The sequence below is a fragment of the Delftia sp. ASV31 genome, assembly GCF_016428765.1.
Lineage (GTDB): Bacteria > Pseudomonadota > Gammaproteobacteria > Burkholderiales > Burkholderiaceae_C > Comamonas > Comamonas acidovorans.
On the sequence record NZ_JAELTK010000072.1, the window covers coordinates 1 to 17,558 of the forward strand.

13 protein-coding genes and 2 pseudogenes are annotated in these 17,558 nt (G+C 62.7%); 6 read left to right on the plus strand and 9 right to left on the minus strand.

Translation table 11 applies throughout. The features are described from left to right. Both JHD82_RS21890 and JHD82_RS21895 read left to right on the plus strand, forming a co-directional pair. Window positions 1-185: pseudogene (locus JHD82_RS21890) on the plus strand (hypothetical protein); the annotation flags it as partial. Window positions 186-559: 374 nt separating this feature from the next. Further along, the gene (locus JHD82_RS21895; RefSeq protein ID WP_199138761.1) at window positions 560-1,393 is read left to right on the plus strand and encodes a thymidylate synthase; all 834 of its coding nucleotides are present in this window, start codon (window positions 560-562) and stop codon (window positions 1,391-1,393) included. A 76-nt stretch (window positions 1,394-1,469) separates the two neighbouring features. Here JHD82_RS21895 and JHD82_RS21900 read toward each other — a convergent pair whose 3' ends face one another. The 5 genes and pseudogenes from JHD82_RS21900 to JHD82_RS21920 all read right to left on the minus strand — a co-directional run. After that, window positions 1,470-1,997, minus strand: a complete 528-nt coding sequence (locus JHD82_RS21900; protein ID WP_199138763.1) for a hypothetical protein — start codon at window positions 1,995-1,997, stop codon at window positions 1,470-1,472. Further along, window positions 1,994-3,979 carry a tyrosine-type recombinase/integrase gene (locus JHD82_RS21905; RefSeq protein ID WP_199138765.1) on the minus strand — a complete coding sequence of 662 codons (1,986 nt, stop codon included), beginning with the start codon at window positions 3,977-3,979 and terminating at the stop codon, window positions 1,994-1,996. Before JHD82_RS21905 ends, JHD82_RS21900 begins: the two co-directional genes overlap by 4 nt. A gap of 1 nt (window position 3,980) precedes the next feature. After that, window positions 3,981-5,873, minus strand: a complete 1,893-nt coding sequence (locus JHD82_RS21910) for a hypothetical protein (protein WP_199138767.1) — start codon at window positions 5,871-5,873, stop codon at window positions 3,981-3,983. Continuing rightward, a complete protein-coding gene (locus JHD82_RS21915; RefSeq protein WP_199138769.1) occupies window positions 5,851-7,017 on the minus strand; it encodes a tyrosine-type recombinase/integrase in 1,167 nt (388 codons plus the stop codon). Before JHD82_RS21915 ends, JHD82_RS21910 begins: the two co-directional genes overlap by 23 nt. A gap of 334 nt (window positions 7,018-7,351) precedes the next feature. Further along, a pseudogene (locus tag JHD82_RS21920) lies at window positions 7,352-7,897 on the minus strand (thymidylate synthase); the annotation flags it as partial. Between the two features lie 175 nt (window positions 7,898-8,072). Between JHD82_RS21920 and JHD82_RS21925 the strand changes: the two are divergent. After that, window positions 8,073-8,654, plus strand: coding sequence for a hypothetical protein (locus JHD82_RS21925; RefSeq protein WP_012206768.1), 582 nt, complete (start codon window positions 8,073-8,075; stop codon window positions 8,652-8,654). A gap of 78 nt (window positions 8,655-8,732) precedes the next feature. On the opposite strand, the gene JHD82_RS21930 is transcribed toward JHD82_RS21925, so the two are convergent. Continuing rightward, window positions 8,733-10,163, minus strand: a complete 1,431-nt coding sequence (locus JHD82_RS21930; protein WP_199138770.1) for an FAD-binding oxidoreductase — start codon at window positions 10,161-10,163, stop codon at window positions 8,733-8,735. Between the two features lie 43 nt (window positions 10,164-10,206). Then, complete coding sequence (locus JHD82_RS21935; RefSeq protein WP_043782539.1) at window positions 10,207-10,605, minus strand: DUF2069 domain-containing protein; 399 nt, start codon at window positions 10,603-10,605, stop codon at window positions 10,207-10,209. Window positions 10,606-10,712: 107 nt separating this feature from the next. Here JHD82_RS21935 and JHD82_RS21940 point away from each other — a divergent pair, with 107 nt between their 5' ends. After that, window positions 10,713-12,059 carry a YihY family inner membrane protein gene (locus tag JHD82_RS21940; RefSeq protein WP_199138773.1) on the plus strand — a complete coding sequence of 449 codons (1,347 nt, stop codon included), beginning with the start codon at window positions 10,713-10,715 and terminating at the stop codon, window positions 12,057-12,059. Between the two features lie 16 nt (window positions 12,060-12,075). On the opposite strand, the gene JHD82_RS21945 is transcribed toward JHD82_RS21940, so the two are convergent. Next, complete coding sequence (locus JHD82_RS21945; protein WP_012206764.1) at window positions 12,076-12,429, minus strand: DUF962 domain-containing protein; 354 nt, start codon at window positions 12,427-12,429, stop codon at window positions 12,076-12,078. Window positions 12,430-12,647: 218 nt separating this feature from the next. On the opposite strand from JHD82_RS21945, the gene JHD82_RS21950 reads away from it, so the two are divergent. Continuing rightward, window positions 12,648-13,475 (plus strand): alpha/beta fold hydrolase, encoded by an 828-nt coding sequence (locus tag JHD82_RS21950; RefSeq protein WP_199138775.1) that lies wholly within the window; start codon window positions 12,648-12,650, stop codon window positions 13,473-13,475. A 13-nt stretch (window positions 13,476-13,488) separates the two neighbouring features. On the opposite strand, the gene JHD82_RS21955 is transcribed toward JHD82_RS21950, so the two are convergent. After that, a complete protein-coding gene (locus tag JHD82_RS21955; RefSeq protein ID WP_199138777.1) occupies window positions 13,489-15,921 on the minus strand; it encodes an acetamidase/formamidase family protein in 2,433 nt (810 codons plus the stop codon). 160 nt (window positions 15,922-16,081) lie between these two features. Here JHD82_RS21955 and JHD82_RS21960 point away from each other — a divergent pair, with 160 nt between their 5' ends. Then, window positions 16,082-17,557 (plus strand): acetamidase/formamidase family protein, encoded by a 1,476-nt coding sequence (locus tag JHD82_RS21960; RefSeq protein WP_013801436.1) that lies wholly within the window; start codon window positions 16,082-16,084, stop codon window positions 17,555-17,557. The last annotated feature ends 1 nt before the right edge of the window (window position 17,558 follow it).

Sequence of the window (17,558 nt, forward strand, 5' to 3'; positions counted from 1 at the left end):
CCCCCCCCCCCCCCCCCCCCCCCCCCCCCCCCCCCCCCCCCCCCCCCCCCCTTTTAGATGTGTATAAGAGACAGGCCTCCAACCGCCGCAACGTGGCAACAGTAACCCCAAGTCGTTGGGCCCACGTGCGCAAAGACTCTCTGCGGCGGAGCCGGGCAACCGCAAGGTCTGCCCCAAGCTTTTGAAGAACAGCGATGGTGGAAGGAGGTAGTTGCTCGATGGCTTTCGCGGTCTTTGGCATGTCAATAGAGTAGTACAAACTGCCCGTTTTTGTATTCCTCTAGTGTGATATCGCTTGCTACCCAGGCCGCCGTTGCTCGGTAGACGATTGAGCCCGAAGGGCTCATGGGGGGCACTAAAAGTGCTTCCTACACATCTGACTGATGCCCTTCCGGACGTGGCGCAAGCGCTCCTGCAGCAAAATGCGCTCCTGGCTCCAGGGCATCACACCGCCCCGAGGGTCTTGAGGGACTACTTCTAGCTCGCCTCAACTTCGCATGTCTACGGCCCCGCCTGAGGCATCCGAAGCACACGATAACTTGTTCAGATTGGTGCATGCATGAAGCAATACCTGGAATTGCTTGAAGACATTCTTCAAAACGGTGAGGTCAAGGGTGACCGCACTGGAACTGGAACTACCTCTGTCTTTGGTCGACAGATTCGCCACAACTTGGCGAACGGGTTCCCGCTCCTGACGACCAAGAAGCTTCACTTCAAGAGCATCGCAAACGAGCTGATTTGGTTCCTCAGTGGCAACACCAACATCGCGTGGCTCAACGAGCACGGGGTTTCCATCTGGGATGAATGGGCCACACCTGAAGGGGAGCTCGGCCCCGTGTACGGAAAGCAGTGGACTGCATGGCCGACCAAGGACGGCGGCACCATCAACCAGATTGACTACGTCGTCAACACGCTCAAGACCAACCCCAACAGCCGGCGAATCCTGTTCCACGGTTGGAACCCCGAGTACCTGCCCGACGAGTCGAAGAGCCCGGTCCAGAATGCTGAGAATGGTCTGATGGCCCTGCCACCCTGCCACCTTCTGTACCAGTTCTACGTGGCTAACGGCAAGCTGTCTTCCCAGCTGTACATCCGAAGCTCGGACAGCTTCCTGGGCCTGCCCTACAACATCGCCTCATTGGCACTTCTGACGCACATGTTGGCTCAGCAGTGCGATTTGATTCCACACGAGATTGTGGTCAGCATCGGCGACCTTCACGCCTATGCCAACCACATGGAACAGATTGAACTGCAGCTCACTCGGTCGCCAAAGAAGCTGCCTCAGCTGAACATCATCCGCAAGCCGGAGTCCATTTACGACTACCGCTTCGAGGACTTCCAGATTGAAGGCTACGACCCTGAGCCTGGGATTAAGGCTCCCATCGCGGTCTGAGCCTCCAAACAGGACCCCTTCGTGAGACGGGCCCCATCGGGGCCCGTTTGCTTTAGTACCTGGCAGGTGGCCGGCGCTATCGTTTGGATGGGCCCTCATCGGCCTTGGCCACAGCTCTCTCCCGGAGCGGCACCACCTTTGCTGATGAACCATTGGAGCGGGATGGGGTAGCGTCCAGGCGCGTATTCCGAGTGAGCCGGGTCACCTCTGCCAGCAGGTCCTTGGTTTGCTGGAGCTCCTTGCCGAGCAACTCATTCTTCGCGTGAAGTCTCGCGTTCTCGGTGCGGCTAAGCTGTAATTGGTTCTTGAGCATTTCGGTTTCCGACTCAGCTTTCGCTGCGGCCGCCTTCGGCTGCTCTGACTTATCGGCGTCCCGTTTCTGCGCTCTTGCATCTCTGATGTCGCCCAACTGGGTTAGCGGCCATCCCCGGTTTCGAAGGGTGCCGCGCGAACATCCGACAAGCTCGGCTAACGACTCTTCGGTTGTCTTGAGGCGGCGGTCACTCTCAATCTTCTTGAGCGCTTCCTCAATAGCCTGCGTCATGGCGTCAAAGCGCCTTGCGTTCTTTGCCAGGAGGGCATCTGGACGGGACTTGCCGGTCATAACGTGGCCGGGTTGATGCCGAGGTCTCGGAGCACCCGCTCACCCGTAGAGATGGCAGCTTTGAAGTTGTCAGCGGCATGCGCAAGGCGAGGGTCCGACGCGAGCTCTTTGTTCTTCACAACGATGTCTTTCCACTGTGCGACGTGAATTTGCGTGACCACAGCGTTGTCGCAGTCGCCGGTGTTGCACTGCAAGTTGCCAATGCACGGTGGGGGCCGCTTCGTACCATCGGCCAGTTCTTCCTCTCTTACGCCACCACAATATCCCGGTCCAACGTTGACAAATGGCAACCCACACGCTGCCAGCTGGTCGATGATTTCGTCTCGCGTCCAGCCCTGGGCCATGCGCCCATCAAAATAGAGCTTGCGACGCTGGCGAAACTCCTCGGCACCGCCACCTGCTATTGGTGAATCCGGATTAAACAGCGCGTTCGCTGCCTCCCTCGACAGGTCCTTCACGGCCATTGCTCGGGCCACCTTCTGTTCCCCAATGTTTCCGTACCCCAGGGTGACATCAGCCGGCAGACCCGCAAGGGCTGTGTAGAGATGCTTGAGCTGATATGAGATGTAGACGATGCCGACGTCCGCTTGGGCCAATTTGTGCGCAAGCGTGTGCCGGAGCTGATGAGGATTGATGACCCAATCGCGCCAGCGGCCATCCGCATCTGCTGACTGCAGGTAGATGTTTAATGCGCCCCTGAATCCGCTCAGCGATAAAGGTTGCGGCTCCTCTCCAATGGCAACGGTGTACGTGCTCGAGATTAGATACGGGTTGAAAGTCACCTGCGAAATTTCTTCGAGACACGTCACGGCATCGCGAAGAATGGGAATTGCCGGCCAAACATCATCACCAACAGGGGCGTTCAAAGGCCGGTGCTTGGACGCCGTCCCTACCAGCATCGGCATGCCGTGAACTTCCTCGATGCATCCGGCAACAAACGAGGTGAAGTCTGAAAATCTGCCACCGGTGTAGAGGCCGATTAGCATCATGCATGCCCGCTGCACGTCACTGATATAAAGAAAGAAGTCATCCGTGGAAATCCCGTGTTTCCGTGTGAATTCCTTTCTTCGCTCGCCGGTCCTTGTACTTCTTCTCCCAAGCTTTGCCGAGTATTCCCGGTCGTCATTGCGAATGGCAACATAATCTTTCCAGGCCTCGGCCAAGATGATTTCGCGGGGAAGCAGACCGGACAACTGCACGGGGACCGTTTGGTCGTATCGATGGAGCTGCAGCGCATAGAGAAAGCACGCGACATCCTTGCTTGCGGTGTTGCTCAGCATCCGAAACAGTGCATCGGGCATTACGCTTTCAGAATCACGAGGAGTCGGCTTTGGAAATGTGAGATTGTCAATGTCACCCTCGGTCCACTGAACAGATGCTCCAGCGAACTTACCTCGTAGCACCGGAGATGCGAACGCTCGCAGGCCTTTATAAACGGTCTTCCCATCCGAAAATGGGTACTTCTTTAATGCTGCCTCAAGGTCCTGAAATGTAATCTCGATGACAGACTGGAGTGGGGTATAAGGCAGGCCAGGTGCGACAGAAGAAATGCGCTCCGCACGTACCGTATCCACCACAGAGAACAGGACTACTAATGCTCGAGCCATAGAGACGACAGTCGGTGGCTTGCTTCGCTCAATTTGCCTGCCACGCTTACCAAACACAAAGGGCATCTCAAGCTGCACGAAGCTCAGTAAGCGTATGTCATTGATAATTCCGTTGCTTACACGAGCGTCCAGGTGGCTCTTGGCGATGACGTCGTTCAGTGAAGAGCCGGGTGCTTCGCGGTCAAAATGATATATGCGCCAATCAATTGAGAGCTTTGCTTCGGAGTGACCCCTCAACCGGACGTTCGATTCGTCGCCGAGGTCCCATTTCCCGTCGCTATAAACCGAGTGCTTGGACACTCGATAGTCTTGAGGTGGAAAGCTGGGGCTGGCGATGTCATCAACGGATAATGCTATTCTTTTGGCTTTCTGCATCTCAAGCCACTCCGCGATACACGGCGTTGTCCACGAGCGGATTCAGGCTGGCCGCTTCCTCACGCGCCCAGCGTATGTCTTCCGCCGAAAATTCACTACGCCCCGGGTCCAGCAAGTTCTCGATGATTGCTCTGGAGTCCTCATAGAAGCCCGCATTCGGCAGGTTCTGGACGTTGGTCTCTGTTGCTGCATTAATCTGGTGCAGGTATGCGACAAGCGTTGGTAAGTTGCGCCGAAAGATGACCACGTTCTTGCAGAAGATGCACATGTTGAACCTGCTGCAGGCTCTGCCGGGGACGTAGCTCTTCGAGGCCCGAACTCGTTTAGGTGGGTCAAAGGGATTCTTGCAGTCAGAGAGCAGGCCTCGATACAAATGAATGGGCTGTTCGGTTGCTGTGGCGTTCTTCGTTCGCGCGCATGCGTCTGGGTCGTCGAACTCCATGCGATTGGCGTGGATGGTCGCGAGCGCATCTCGGACCACCTTACGAGCCTCAACCTCAAGCTTTTTTCGTGACAGATAACCAATGGTGGTCTTCAACCCCTTGTGGCCTGCAAAGAGTTGAATCGTGAGGATGTCTCGTCCTTGAAGCGCAAGTTCTGTGAGCTTCGTTGAACGAAAGCGGACCAAGTTGAAGTTGAGCGCTTCACCGTCCTCTCCTACCAACCCATATTTCTCTACAACTTGAGCGCACCAACTGCTCGTTTTCTTTGAGTTCACCCCCTGGGTCTGGCCAAATGTGCGTGGGCCGCGGGAGGTGTAGATAAGCAAACGATTCTTTAACGGGTGGTCTTCGGGTAGGCTGCTGCGCAGCGGCTCGGTGGCCTTGCGGATGAGTTCAATGGTGCGCGCAATTTGTGTGGCCTGCTTGCGCGGCAGAAAGCGTTCGGTGGTCTCTAAGAGAACACTGTCATCAATGCTTGATTTGTCGCCTTCCTTGTCGAAAAGCTCTAGGTAGAGCTCTAGCTCCTTACTTACCTTGTCTTTTACGTATCGAAGGTAGGGCGTCCCTGTCGCTGGGTGAGACTCACCATACGCATCGAGTGCGAGCGCAGCCAGCGGGCCAGGGTTCAATCCAGTAAGGTATGCCAAGTTGACGACATGTGGCATGAGCATGTCGAAGTCGAAGAAGGTTGAGACTCCCCATCTGCGATATAGGTCGTTAAGGCCTCCGTGTTCCCGCGTGGCAAAGCCGAGAAAGCTGTTGTGCTCGCGCTTTCCCGCCTCATCATTCATAACTGGAACGCAGTTGAGCACGTTTTCGAAGTACCACCGCATATTCGCTTCAACCCTGTATCCAAAGCCTTCTTCCGGACTTTTACGCGGGAATATTCGCGGGTCTCGCCCAGCGCCAGGGGGCTGAGGTGTGTATCCGGAAAGAATTTTTCGCGAAATGGACAGCTCGCTGCCTATGGCATCCAAGAGTTCAATTAACTCGCTGTCTGGGTATGCCTCCGTGACATTAGTCACTGGTGTTCCTGAACCGTACGTGACGTCCAGCATGCGAACGCAGCCAGCCATTCCGCGCTTTGCTGCGTAATTCATCACGTATCGCATCGCGCTGAAAATGCCAACCAAGGTATACGAGGCGTAATTCACCTCCCCAGCCTCGATGCGCTTGGAAAGCTGCTCTCGAAATCTCAGAAGAGCGAGGGCCCCCCATTCTTTTTGGAGGTAGTAGGGGTCTTTAAGCCCTAGAGCGCGAAGATGCTCCAAGTAGAACGACTTGCCGATTACGTAGTTTTTTCGTGTGGACTTCTTAGTCTTCGTTGAGATGACCCTGTCGAACACCCATTCCACCTGTGCATAGGGCGACTCTTTCGTCGGCTCGGGCAGCTTGTAGTGCTCGCGGATATCAACTGGAAGCGAGTCATCAGTGGTAGGGGTTCTTGACATGCGGGTCTCCTATTCCGCGACGCTTTCTTTTGTGGGCGTGGCTTGGCATGTAGGTGTCGTCGAAGATGACTTGGGCCTCTTCGAAGCGGAAGATGACAGGGTCGTTTGCTGCTCCCACGGAGCTGCGGACGAGCGCAGCTGCAGGCACGCGGGTGTAGATTTCCGTGGTACTGAGGTCTGCGTGCCCCAGAATTTTCTGGGCGACGATGAGGTTGTCGACCATCGTCTTGCCGTGTTCCGAGCGAAGCACTGAGTACGCAGTGCCATGTCGCAGCATATGGCCCGAAACCTTCAAATCAGCGCGGATAGCGGCATCTCGTATGAAGGTCTCTATCGCATCCTTGTTGATGGGATTTCCTTCCGTGTTCAAGAATGCCGGAAAGTCGTCGGAGTGCTTGTTGGGTGAGCGACGCGCATGTTTTCGGTAATGCATCAAGTACTGCTTGCTGTTGTGGTACTTGTGGATGCGGGAAAGCATGGCCCGAGTGATGATGGTTGCCCTAGGCTTGAACTGGCCACCCCGACCTTTGGAACCCGAAACAAACAACGGGAAGTACATGGTGTCCCGTGGGTACAGCATTGGGTCAGGGATGTCCGACTTCATGACTCGGGGCACCTCGGAGATGCGCAGGCCGGTGTCGTACATGAAGTGGCCGAGAAGCCGGTGTTCCTCAAAGTTCATCGCGCTCAAAAGCTTGATGACCTTCTTAACGTCCGTGAGGCTGGGTAGCCGGGTGGATGGTTTCTTCGTGAGGAAGGTTTGACCTTCGTAGAGGTTCTGCTTATGCGTGTACCCCGCGTGACTGCTTGCCAACCACTTACAGAACTCTCGCACCGTGATTTCGTAGCCTCGTACCGTGCTGCTGCCAAGCCCCCGCTGCTCTAGGTCGCGGTAGAAGTCTTCAATCACGAACAGCGACAGTTGCCCGATGGCCACGTCTACCCGCACTTGCCCATACACGGCGTGGTGTTCAAGGTACTGGCAGAGTTCTCGAATGCGGCGCGCGTACAGCGGCCGGGACTCGGGTGCTAGCCGACCTGCCTTCGACTTTGCAAACTCAGTGGGCAGTTCAACAACGCGCTCCAGGTCATCGAAGAACGTGTGCTGCTCCACATCCCCACCCATCCAAGAATGAAGAATCAAAGCACGTCCTCCCAGGCCCGGGCTGGGAACGCTTGTGTCAGGTTGTGAGGGGGGCGAACCCGGGACCCTATGTGATGCCCAGCAAACGCAGGCTTGGTCCGGTTGTAGGCAGCGATTTCTGCCGGAGCTTTGAGAGATGCACGCTGACGGTACACCTCCAGCCTGGGCTTCCTTACCAGGTCTTCAAGCAGCCATGCTGCTCCAACTATCGACATCCAGGCGCATCAGTTCCTTTGTTCAAGTGAACAAGATACTACCTAGGAATTGCTCAGTGGAGAACCCGGTGAGAGCCTTGGTCCGCCATGCATTGAACAGGAACAGTTTGGCCGGGAAACAGGAAGATGTCCGCGCTGCGCTGGTACAGCTGGCAACTGAGCTTGCCGTCGGCCACATAGAACTGGAAGAAGGCGTGGCAGGGCATGAGCGCCATCTGCGGCAGGTCGGCCACGTTCCAGGCGCTGACGATGATGCGGCGGCTGTCCGGGTTGCTCTTGAGCTGCTTGACCACTTCGGCGATCTGGTCGATGTGGCCGCCGTCCGGCGTGGGCCAGTTGCGCCATTGCACGCCGTAGACCGGGCCCAGGTCGCCGTCCTCGCGTGCCCATTCGTTCCAGATGGTGCAGCCGCGCTCCTGCAGCCAGCGCACGTTGCTGTCGCCGCGCAGGAACCACAGCAGTTCCAGGATGATGGATTTGAGGTGCACCTTCTTGGTGGTGACCAGCGGAAAGCCTTCGGACAGATCGAAGCGCATCTGGTGCCCGAACACGCTGCGCGTACCCGTTCCGGTACGGTCGGTCTTGGACACGCCATGTTCGTAGACATGGCGCATGAAATCTTCGTACTGTGAGCGGGCAGGGCGGGGCGCGGCAGTCATGTTCATGGCGGGGATTATCCCTTGATGAATACGGCGCCTTGTCCGACGGTATCCATGCCCCTCGAAACAAGGTTTGCAACCCCCGGTGCGAAAATGACTGCCGACGGGCACCGGTGTCTTGCCTGGGCTTTCACACCGGCGCCATGGTTTTTTCGCATCCGCTTTGACAAGGAGCTTGCGCATGTCTTCCATGCTCTCCCCCTGGCAGGCCGGAATCGCACTGGGTGCCGCCATGCTGGCGCTGACAGCCTGTGATCCGCGCTCTCCCACCGTTCCCACTCCCAAGGCCGTGCAGTCCGTGGCACTCGATGTGGCCGCGCCCGCGCCCGCATTGACGCTGAACTTTCCCGAGCGCACGCGCCTGCCGTCCACCGCCAAGGCGGGGGAGCCCGGCCTGGACAGCCTGGCCGAGTACCTGGGCAAGTATCCCTACGACGGCACCAACTACCTGGAGCAAGGCGTGCTGGCCGAGCGGCTCAAGGCGCTGCTGGGCACCAGCTACCCGACCCTGCTGAGCAATATGCGCACCGTGGGCCCGCTGACCAAGGAAGGCGATGTGTGGAGCATCGTCGGCCTGCGCCCCCACCAGGGCGGCGAGGAGATGGGGGCCATCGTGATCGATCCCGCGCGCAACGCATTGCGCGTGTGGCTGCTGACCGATGGCAAGCAGACCGACTTCTCCGACGCGGCCGGTGCCGACATCGCCTGGCCCGAACAGGTCAACAAGACGATGGCCAATATCGAGGCCAAGCCGGTTTCCTGACAAGGCAGGCACGGGCCGCTCCTGGCTCAGGACGGCGCGTGCAAACCCGGCGCTGCCCCAGAAGGGGCGGCGTTGCCCTCAGGAGGCTTGTCGCGGCAGGATGCAGCCCGGGTTCATCAGTCCCTGCGGGTCCAGCGCCTGCTTGATGGCGCGCATCATGCCCAGCGCCACGGGCGACTGGTACTTCTGCAGCTTGTCCACCTTGAGCGCGCCCACGCCATGCTCGGCAGAGAACGAGCCGCCGAATTCGGCCACGGCCTCGTAGACCAGGTGGTTGACCAGGTGCTCGCGCTCATTGAGGAAGGCCTTGGCGTCGCCGCCCACGGGCGCCTGCACGTTGTAGTGCAGGTTGCCGTCGCCCAGGTGGCCGAAGTTGACCAGGCGCACACCCGGGATCTCGCGCTGCAGCACGGCATCGGTGTGTTCGACGAAGGCGGGAATGCGCGATGCCGCAATGGAGATGTCGTGCTTGATGTTCAGGCCTTCCTCGGCCTGGGCCAGGGGAATGCTCTCGCGGATATGCCACAGCTCATGGGCCTGCGACAGGCTTTCGGCCACCACGGCGTCAAGCACGCAGCCGTCCTCGAAGGCCAGCTCCAGCAGCGCCTCGAAACGCTCGCGCGCATGCTGCTCGGACTCGCTGTCCGAGTTCTCGACCAGCACGTAATAGGGCGGCGCGCCGTCCAGGCCCGCAAAGGGCACGCGCAGCTGGGGCATGTGCTTGATCACCAGGGACAGCGCGAACTGGCCCATGACCTCGAAGCCCGTCAGCCCCGCGCCCAGGTGCCTGTGCGCCATGCCCAGCAGGCGCACGGCCGCTTCCATGGAGGGCACGGCGGCAAAGGCCGTGAGCTGGGCCGCAGGCTGGGGGAACAGCTTCATGGTGGCGGCGGTGATGATGCCCAGCGTGCCTTCGCTGCCGATGAACAGGTCGCGCAGGTCGTAGCCGGTGTTGTCCTTGCGCAGGCCCTTGAGGCCGTCCCAGACCTCGCCCTGCGGGGTGACCACTTCCAGGCCCAGGCACAGCTCGCGCGTGTTGCCGTAGCGCACCACCTGGGTGCCGCCCGCGTTCGTGCCCAGGTTGCCGCCAATGGTGCAGCTGCCTTCGGCGGCCAGCGACAGCGGGAACAGCAGGCCCTCTTTCTCGGCAAGCTCCTGCAGGCTTTGCAGGATGCAGCCGGCCTCGACGGTGAAGCTCAGGTTGTCGCGGTCGATGTGGCGCACGGCATTCAGGCGCGTGAGGCTGAGCACGACCTGCGTGCCGCTGTCGTCCGGCGTGGACCCCACCGACAGCCCGGTGTTGCCGCCCTGGGGAATGATGCTGGTGCCCGCGGCCGCGCATTCGCGCACCACGGCGGCCACCTCGGCCGTGCTGGCCGGGCGCACCACGGCCAGGGACTTGCCGCGCACGCGGCGGCGCCAGTCCTGTTCATAGGCCACGAGGTCGCCCTCGGTGAGGACATGGGCTTCGCCGACGATCTGGCGCAGGCGTTCAAGCAGTGCAGTCATGTTGCAACTTCTTTCAAAGACGTGAAGGCATGAAAACGGGGACTCAGCCGCCGGCCGCCCGGGCCGCGCGGCGCGCGCTGCGCTGGCGCCAGCGCACATGCAGGGCGCAGGCGGTGAACAGCATCAGGCACAGGAAAACTTCGAGCAGCGCCAGCCAGCGGCCGGGCGCCGGGTCGCTCCAGGCGCGCACGACGCCCTCGGTGAAATAGATCCACACCAGCAGGCTGACCCAGCGGTAGGTATACATGCGGTGCTTGAGCAGGCCGATCAGCGGCACCGCCAGCGGCAGGGCCTTGAGCACCAGCCAGGAGCCCCCTGGCCGCATGGGCGCCAGCCACAGTTCCCAGGCCAGGCTCAGCACGATCAGGCCCATGAGGCTGGAGACCGCCAGCCAGCGGGTGGCGGCGACATCGGCGCCGGGGCGAGAAATGGAATCAGTCATCGGGGTGGCATCATATCGGCCATGGTCTTGTCCTTTGAACATGTGATTGCTTGGATGGTCACGCGCGTTCCCGTTTCAGGCACGCGCGTTGCAGCGGAGATATGGCGATGAGCGGCGGCCCCGGGCAGGAGCCTGCCGGTGGCCTGGAGGACGGTGCCGTTGCACTGCCCGTGCCCGAACAGGAGCGCAGCCTTTCGCTGATGGAGCGGCCCGAGCCGGTGGTGCCCCCATCCTGGCGCGAACGCCTGCGCTGCTTTCCCTGGCGCAATACCGCGCACACGCTGCGCGAACGCTTTCGCGAGGACCGGCTGGGCGTCACCGCCAGCAGCCTGACCTTCACCACGGTGCTGGCCCTGGTGCCGTTCTTCACGGTGGCGCTGGCGCTGTTCACGGCGTTTCCCATCTTCTCGCGCGTGCAGATCGTGCTGGAGCGCTGGCTGATCGACAGCCTGATCCCCGAGACCATTGCACGCCAGGTGCTGGGCTATCTGACGCAGTTCGCCTCCAAGGCCAGCCAGCTGGGCATGGCCGGTTTTTCCATTCTGGTGATCACGGCGGTCGCGCTGATCCTCACCATAGACCGCACGCTCAACAACATCTGGCGCGTGCGCCAGCTGCGGCCGCTGGGCCAGCGCGTGCTGATCTACTGGGCCGCGATCACGCTGGGCCCGCTGGTGCTGGGCCTGAGCCTGGTGCTGTCGTCCTATGTGATGTCGGCCTCGCGCGGGCTGGTCAATGCGTTGCCCGAAGGCTTGCGCTTCATCTTCGATTCCATCGAGTACCTGGCGCTGGCCGCTGGCATGGCGGGCCTGTACCACTACGTGCCCAATACGGCGGTGCGCTGGCGCCATGCCTGGGTGGGCGGCCTGTTCGTGGCCACCTGCATGGAGCTGGCCAAGAAGGCGCTGGGCCTGTACCTGGCCTCGGTGCCTACCTATTCGGTCATCTACGGCACCTTTGCCACCTTGCCGATCCTGCTGATCTGGATCTACATGGCCTGGATCATCGTGCTGCTGGGCGCCGTGGTCACCGCGTATCTGCCCATCGTCATGGCCGGCGTGCAGCGCATGCCCGGACAGCAGGGCTGGCAGTTCGAGATGGCCGTGGAAATCCTGCAGTACCTGGAGCAGGAGCGCGAGTCGCCCGCCAAGGGCCTGTATGCCAGCGATCTGGCACGCCGCCTGCATGTGGACTGGCAGCAGATCGATCCGGTGCTGCAGGCGCTGTCCGTGCTCGACTGGGTGGGAACGGTGCAGGCGCCAGGCGTCGCGGCGGGCAGCGAGGGCACGGAGCCCCGCTACATGCTGCTGGTGGACCCGCAACACACGCCCTTGGCACCCCTGGTCGAACGCCTGCTGCTGGCGCCTTCCGCTGCCGTGCAGCCGCTGTGGGAGCGCACGGGCCTGGCGGGCATGACGCTGGCCAGCCTGCTGGAGAGCCGGCCCCGGCCGTAGTGCCCGGCGCGGCGCTTTAGAGCGCAATGCGTCCGGTGAGGATGTCGCGCCACATCACCCAGTCGCCGCGAAAGCTGTACAGCGGGCGCTTGAAGCTGGCGGGCCGGTTTTTCTCGAAGCCGAAGTGCCCTATCCAGGCAAAGCCGTAGCCGAACAGCAGGCCGCCGAGCAGGAACCAGAAATTGCCGGTCAGGAACAGCGCGAACAGGCACAGCAGCGCCAGCGTGGAGCCGACGAAGTGCAGGCGCCGGCAGGTACGGTTGCTGTGCTCCTGAAGGTAGAACGGATAGAACTCGGCAAAGCTCTTGAACTGGCGCGGGTCCACGGCAGCCTGTGCGGCGCCGGGCAGGGGAGCGGAAGCGTGTGACATGGCAGGCCTTCGCGTGCATGGGGTGGCTTCAACTTATACGCCGCTGCCTGGCCTTTCACCATCGGAGGAACCCGCGCGCCCGGGTTCGCAAAAGCTGCCCCGAGAGAGACAAAAGCTGCCGCATTCCGCCCCGCGCGTCGCCACGGTGTCGCCCTCTGGCGGCATGCAGGCGCATGATGTCTGCCGGGCCGGCGCCGACCGGCATGGAGTTTTTTTCGATGCCTTCCTCGTGCATGACCGACATCCCCGCATCCTTGAACGAAATCCGCATTCCCACGCCGCAGGGCAGCATCTACGTCAGGCGCTGGCAGGCGCCGGCGGCCGGCGAACGCGAACAAGGCCCGGCGCGCGCGCCCATCGTGCTGCTGCACGACTCGCTGGGCTCGGTGGCGCTGTGGCGCGATTTCCCGCAGCAACTGGCCGAGGCCACGCGCCGCGATGTGCTGGCCTACGACCGGCTGGGCTTTGGCCAGTCCGATCCCTATCCGGGCACGCTGGGGCCGGGCTTTGTGGCCCGGGAGGCAGAGACCGTGTTCCCGGCCGTGCACCAGGGGCTGGGCCTTGGGGATTTCATTGTGCTGGGCCACAGCGTGGGCGGCGGCATGGCCGCCATGGTGGCGGCCCGATATGGCGCGCAGTGCAAGGCGGTGATCACGGAGTCCGCCCAGGCCTTTGTGGAAGATCGCACCTTGCAGGGCATTCGTGCGGCCCAACAGGATTTCGCCCGGCCCGGCCAGCTGGCGCGCCTGGAGAAATACCACGGCGACAAGGCTGCCTGGGTGCTGTCTGCCTGGGTCGATACCTGGCTGTCCCCGCCTTTTGCCGACTACCGGCTGGATGAGGCGCTGGAGCGCGTGCGCTGCCCGGTGCTGGCCATCCATGGAGAGCTCGACGAGTTCGGCTCCCTGGTCCACCCCGAGCGCATCCGCGACCGCGCCAGCGGCCCGGTGGAGGTGGAGATCGTGGCCGGCGGCGGCCACGTTCCCCACCGCGAGCAGCCCGAGCGCATCGCCCAGCGCATCGCCCGCTTCCTGGCGCGGGTCTGATCCCGGGCGGGCTTCATGGGCCCGCCTGGGCGGACGCCGAGAGTTCCGGCGGAAACAGCGCCTTCTTGATCACGGCGTGCACGCCCCAGTTGCCGTCCACCACCTGCGTCACGGCGAAGTCCACGGCCACGGAGATCAGCGATACGGCCTCGTCCTCGTCCAGCCCGTGGGCCAGCATCAGATAGCGCCTTGCCTTGTGGAAGGCGTCACGCATGGCGCCTTCCAGCGATGACTTGCGATAGACCTGGGACTGCGCCTGGCTGCCCAGTTCGGCCAGGTGGTCGGTGAAGCTGAAGCCCTGTATCACCCACTCGGAGCCGGTCTCCAGGAAAGGGTGGTCCAGCTCTGCAAGGAAGCGGTTGTCCAGCGCGGCGCGCTTGTGCACCCGCAGCTCGAAGCTGCCGGTCAGCGAGCATTCGATGGCCGTGCCGCACAGTTCCGAGTCGCCTTGGGATGCATGCGGGTCTCCCACCGAGAACAGCGCGCCTGGCACCGATACGGGCAGGAAGAGCGTCGCGCCCTTGCCGGCGCGCCAATTGTCCAGGTTGCCGCCGAAGTAGCTCGGCGGTATGGAGTCGATCAGGCCGGCCTCTCGCGGTGCCACGGCCAGCATGCCGAAATGCGGACGCAGCGGCACGCGTGCCTTGTCCAGCACACCAAAGCGCCGGGTGATGGTGGCGGGGTCCACGGGCACGCCCGGGTAGTCGATGGTCGGATGGACCACGCCGAAGGGGTCGGTCTGCGGCGTCCAGCGGTAGTTGTAGACAGCGCGGGCCGTGGGCTCCTCGGGCAGTGCGTGGTCTATTTCATAGATGGTGACCACTTCGCGCTGGCGGGGCTCCGTGATCTGGTCGCGGTAGTGAAAGCCCCACCAGGCGGCTGCGTTGCTGCCGAAGACACGGCCGTGGTGGGCGGGGCTGCAGCTGGGGCGTGGCTGCACATCGAGGATGCGTATCTCCAGCAGGTCGCCGGGTTCGGCCTCATGCACATAGACGGGGCCGGTGCAGATGTGCACGCCGAAGCCCTCGCCCGCGCCGCGGCCGTAGATCGAGGCATCCATCGGGCCCGCGCCGCGCCGGTCCACGGCCTTCTGGGCCGCGGTCCAGTGGAACACGCTTTCGGCGCCCGGATCGCCTTCGATCATGCGTTCCCAGTCGTCCGAGGCATGCTGGGTCAGCGTCTCCATGGTCACCACGTCACCCGAGCGCACCGAAAGCACGGGCTTGAGTGAACGGCTCAGGTAGCCCCAGTGCACGGTCTTGTCGGAGACCGGAAGGTAGTAATGCTGGGGCGACGCACCGCCATTGTCTGCGTGCGCCGAGCGCTTGGGCACAAGGGCCAGCGCCTGGGCGTAGCGTGCGTGGTCGCGCAGCAGGGCCTGGAACGGGCTGTGTGCCAGGCGCGCTGCGGCCGGTTCTGCACCCTGCGCAGCGCTCTCGGCGGGCGAGGGGCGTCCGCGCTGGCCGGGCGGCGCATCCTGCACGCGCGCCGGACTGGCGCGATAGGCCTTGGGGGACAGACCATAGCGGGCCGTGAAGGCTCGGCTGAAGTTGGCGGCATCGCCAAAGCCCCAGCGAAAGCACAGCTCGGCAATGGAGAAATGCTGCAGCGAGCGGTTGCTCAGGTCCATGCGGCAGCGCTCCAGCCGTCGTTCGCGCAGGTAGGTGCTGAAGCTGGTGGCCGCCCCCTTGAACAGCTTTTGCAGATAGCGCGTGGACAGCCCCTCGGCGTCGGCGATGGCATCGATGGACAGCTCGGCATCGCCCAGCCGGGTTTCGATGGCGCGGCAGATGCGGCGCAGATGGCCAAGCTGCACGGCGCTGGGCGGCTCTGTCGTCTCGGCCTGTTCCTGGTCGGGGTTGCCGGCGCGCGGTGTCAGGCAGGTGACCAGCATGTCGGTGAGCGTGGCCTCCACCGACAGCAGATCGTCCTGTGCCAGTGTGTCGATCTGCTCTGCCAGTGAGGCCGCCATTGCCATGCACATGGCCCCCACGCCGCCTGTCCCGCCGATGTGCCGGGCCTCGGGCGGGCACGAGCGCAGCAGGCGCAACAGAAAGCTCGAGGACTCCAGCCGCGCAAGCAGCAGGCGGCCGTCGCCGGGCAACTGCAGCTGCCAGTCCCGGTCTGATTCCAGCAGCAGGGCCGAGCCGGCCTTGAGCGGGAACGCGGCGTCCTCGATCACCGCATTGGCGCTGCCTTGCAGCAAGGCGCACAGCAGCAGTCCCGGGCCGCGCAGCCGCTTGGCCACGGCCTGCAGCGTCAGCGGCGAGGTAGCCAGCGTAATGAACACCGATCCCAGTGGCGAGCTGCGCAGCGCCAGGTGGGTGGCCGGTGGCGTGGGCGCTTCGCCATGGATGTCTGCCCTGGACAGCGCCTCATTGAGCGCAGCCTGCCGCAAGGCATCGGGAAATGCGTGGGTGGAAAAGCGTCTTGGATCGTCGTGCATCAGGGGCGAACTATGAACGCCCGCGTACTGCCTGTCCAAGCCCGGCGCACCGGATGGCAGCCGCGACAAGTTTTTGTGCGCGCAGGAACAACCGGCCTGGACATGCTCGCCTGGACACTGGCGCTGCCGGCACCGATCCACAACAGCAGGAGTATTTTCGATGACCATCCCCCACCAAGAACATATCTGCGGCCCGGGCTGCCAGCACGGTGCTTCGCCAGCCGATGAGAAGCTGATCCGCGAGGAATTCCAGGTTGCACGCCGCTCCTTCCTGCGCGACGCCATGGTGGTCGGTGGCGGCGCGGTCTCGGCCGGCGCCATCAGCGGTGCGATGGCACCGTCCCGGGCCTTTGCCCAGGGCGCGCCTGGCGCCCGGGCCGGCCAGGGCATGGCCAGCCACTACTACATTCCCGCCTCTGCCAGCACCGTGCTCTGGGGCTACTTCAGCAGATCGGCCAAGCCGGTGGTTGAAGTCGAATCGGGTGACTACGTGACCATGGAGACGCTGACCCACCACGCCAATGACGATGCCGAACGCATGGTCCGGGGCGACCCTGGCGCCGAGAGCGTGTTCCACTGGGACAGTCAGCGCAAGAACGTCGATCGCCGGGGCGCCGGTCCCATGGATGCCAAGAACGGCGCAGGCGGAGGCCAGGGCGTGCACATCTGCACGGGGCCGGTACGCATCAAGGGCGCCCAGCCCGGCGATGTGCTGGAAGTGCGCATCATTGATGTGGTGCCACGCCCCTCGGGCAACCCGCAGTTCAAGGGCCGGACCTTCGGCAGCAATGCGGCGGCGAACTGGGGCTTTCACTATGGCGACACGCTCACCGAGCCCCGAAAGCGCGAGGTGGTCACCATCTACGAGGTGGATGCGACCGGCGAGCGCAACTGGGCCCGCGCCGTCTACAACTACCGCTGGACGCCGCAGACCGACCCCTTTGGCGTGGTCCACCCGACCATCGACTATCCGGGCGTGCCCGTGGACCACCGCACGATCAGCAAGAACGAAAACGTGCTGCGCAATATCCGCGTTCCCGTGCGCCCGCACTTCGGCACCATCGGCGTGGCGCCGGCCGAGGTGGAGATGGCCAGCTCCATTCCACCCAACCACACGGGCGGCAACATCGACAACTGGCGCATCGGCAAGGGGGCGACCATGTATTTCCCCGTGGCCGTGCCAGGGGCCAACTTCACCGTGGGTGATCCGCATGCCTCGCAGGGGGACTCCGAGCTGTGCGGCACGGCCATCGAGTGCTCGCTGACCGGCACCTTCCAGCTGGTCCTGCACAAGAAGGCGGACCTGCCTGGAACGCCGCTGGCCGAGCTGGCCTATCCGCTGCTCGAAACCCAGGACGAATGGCTGCTGCACGGCTTCAGCTACGCCAACTACCTGGCGGAGCTGGGGCCTGATGCGCAAAACCAGATCTTCAAGAAGTCTTCCGTGGACCTGGCGCTGCGCGACGCCTATCACAAGATGCGCCACTTCCTCATGACCACCCAGGGATTGGGAGAGGACGAGGCCATCTCGCTGATGTCGATCGCCGTGGACTTCGGCATCACCCAGGTGGTGGATGGCAACTGGGGCGTGCACGCGCTCGTGAAAAAGAGCATCTTCCCCGCGCGCGGGGCGTGAG

Coding starts and splice junctions, on each gene's coding strand:
- JHD82_RS21955 (WP_199138777.1), bottom strand. CDS start 15,921: ATGCACGACGATCCAAGACGCTTTTCCACCCACGCATTTCCCGATGCC.
- JHD82_RS21945 (WP_012206764.1), bottom strand. CDS start 12,429: ATGTCACACGCTTCCGCTCCCCTGCCCGGCGCCGCACAGGCTGCCGTG.
- JHD82_RS21940 (WP_199138773.1), top strand. CDS start 10,713: ATGAGCGGCGGCCCCGGGCAGGAGCCTGCCGGTGGCCTGGAGGACGGT.
- JHD82_RS21895 (WP_199138761.1), top strand. CDS start 560: ATGAAGCAATACCTGGAATTGCTTGAAGACATTCTTCAAAACGGTGAG.
- JHD82_RS21905 (WP_199138765.1), bottom strand. CDS start 3,979: ATGCAGAAAGCCAAAAGAATAGCATTATCCGTTGATGACATCGCCAGC.
- JHD82_RS21960 (WP_013801436.1), top strand. CDS start 16,082: ATGACCATCCCCCACCAAGAACATATCTGCGGCCCGGGCTGCCAGCAC.
- JHD82_RS21935 (WP_043782539.1), bottom strand. CDS start 10,605: ATGACTGATTCCATTTCTCGCCCCGGCGCCGATGTCGCCGCCACCCGC.
- JHD82_RS21925 (WP_012206768.1), top strand. CDS start 8,073: ATGTCTTCCATGCTCTCCCCCTGGCAGGCCGGAATCGCACTGGGTGCC.
- JHD82_RS21950 (WP_199138775.1), top strand. CDS start 12,648: ATGCCTTCCTCGTGCATGACCGACATCCCCGCATCCTTGAACGAAATC.
- JHD82_RS21930 (WP_199138770.1), bottom strand. CDS start 10,163: ATGACTGCACTGCTTGAACGCCTGCGCCAGATCGTCGGCGAAGCCCAT.
- JHD82_RS21900 (WP_199138763.1), bottom strand. CDS start 1,997: ATGACCGGCAAGTCCCGTCCAGATGCCCTCCTGGCAAAGAACGCAAGG.
- JHD82_RS21910 (WP_199138767.1), bottom strand. CDS start 5,873: ATGTCAAGAACCCCTACCACTGATGACTCGCTTCCAGTTGATATCCGC.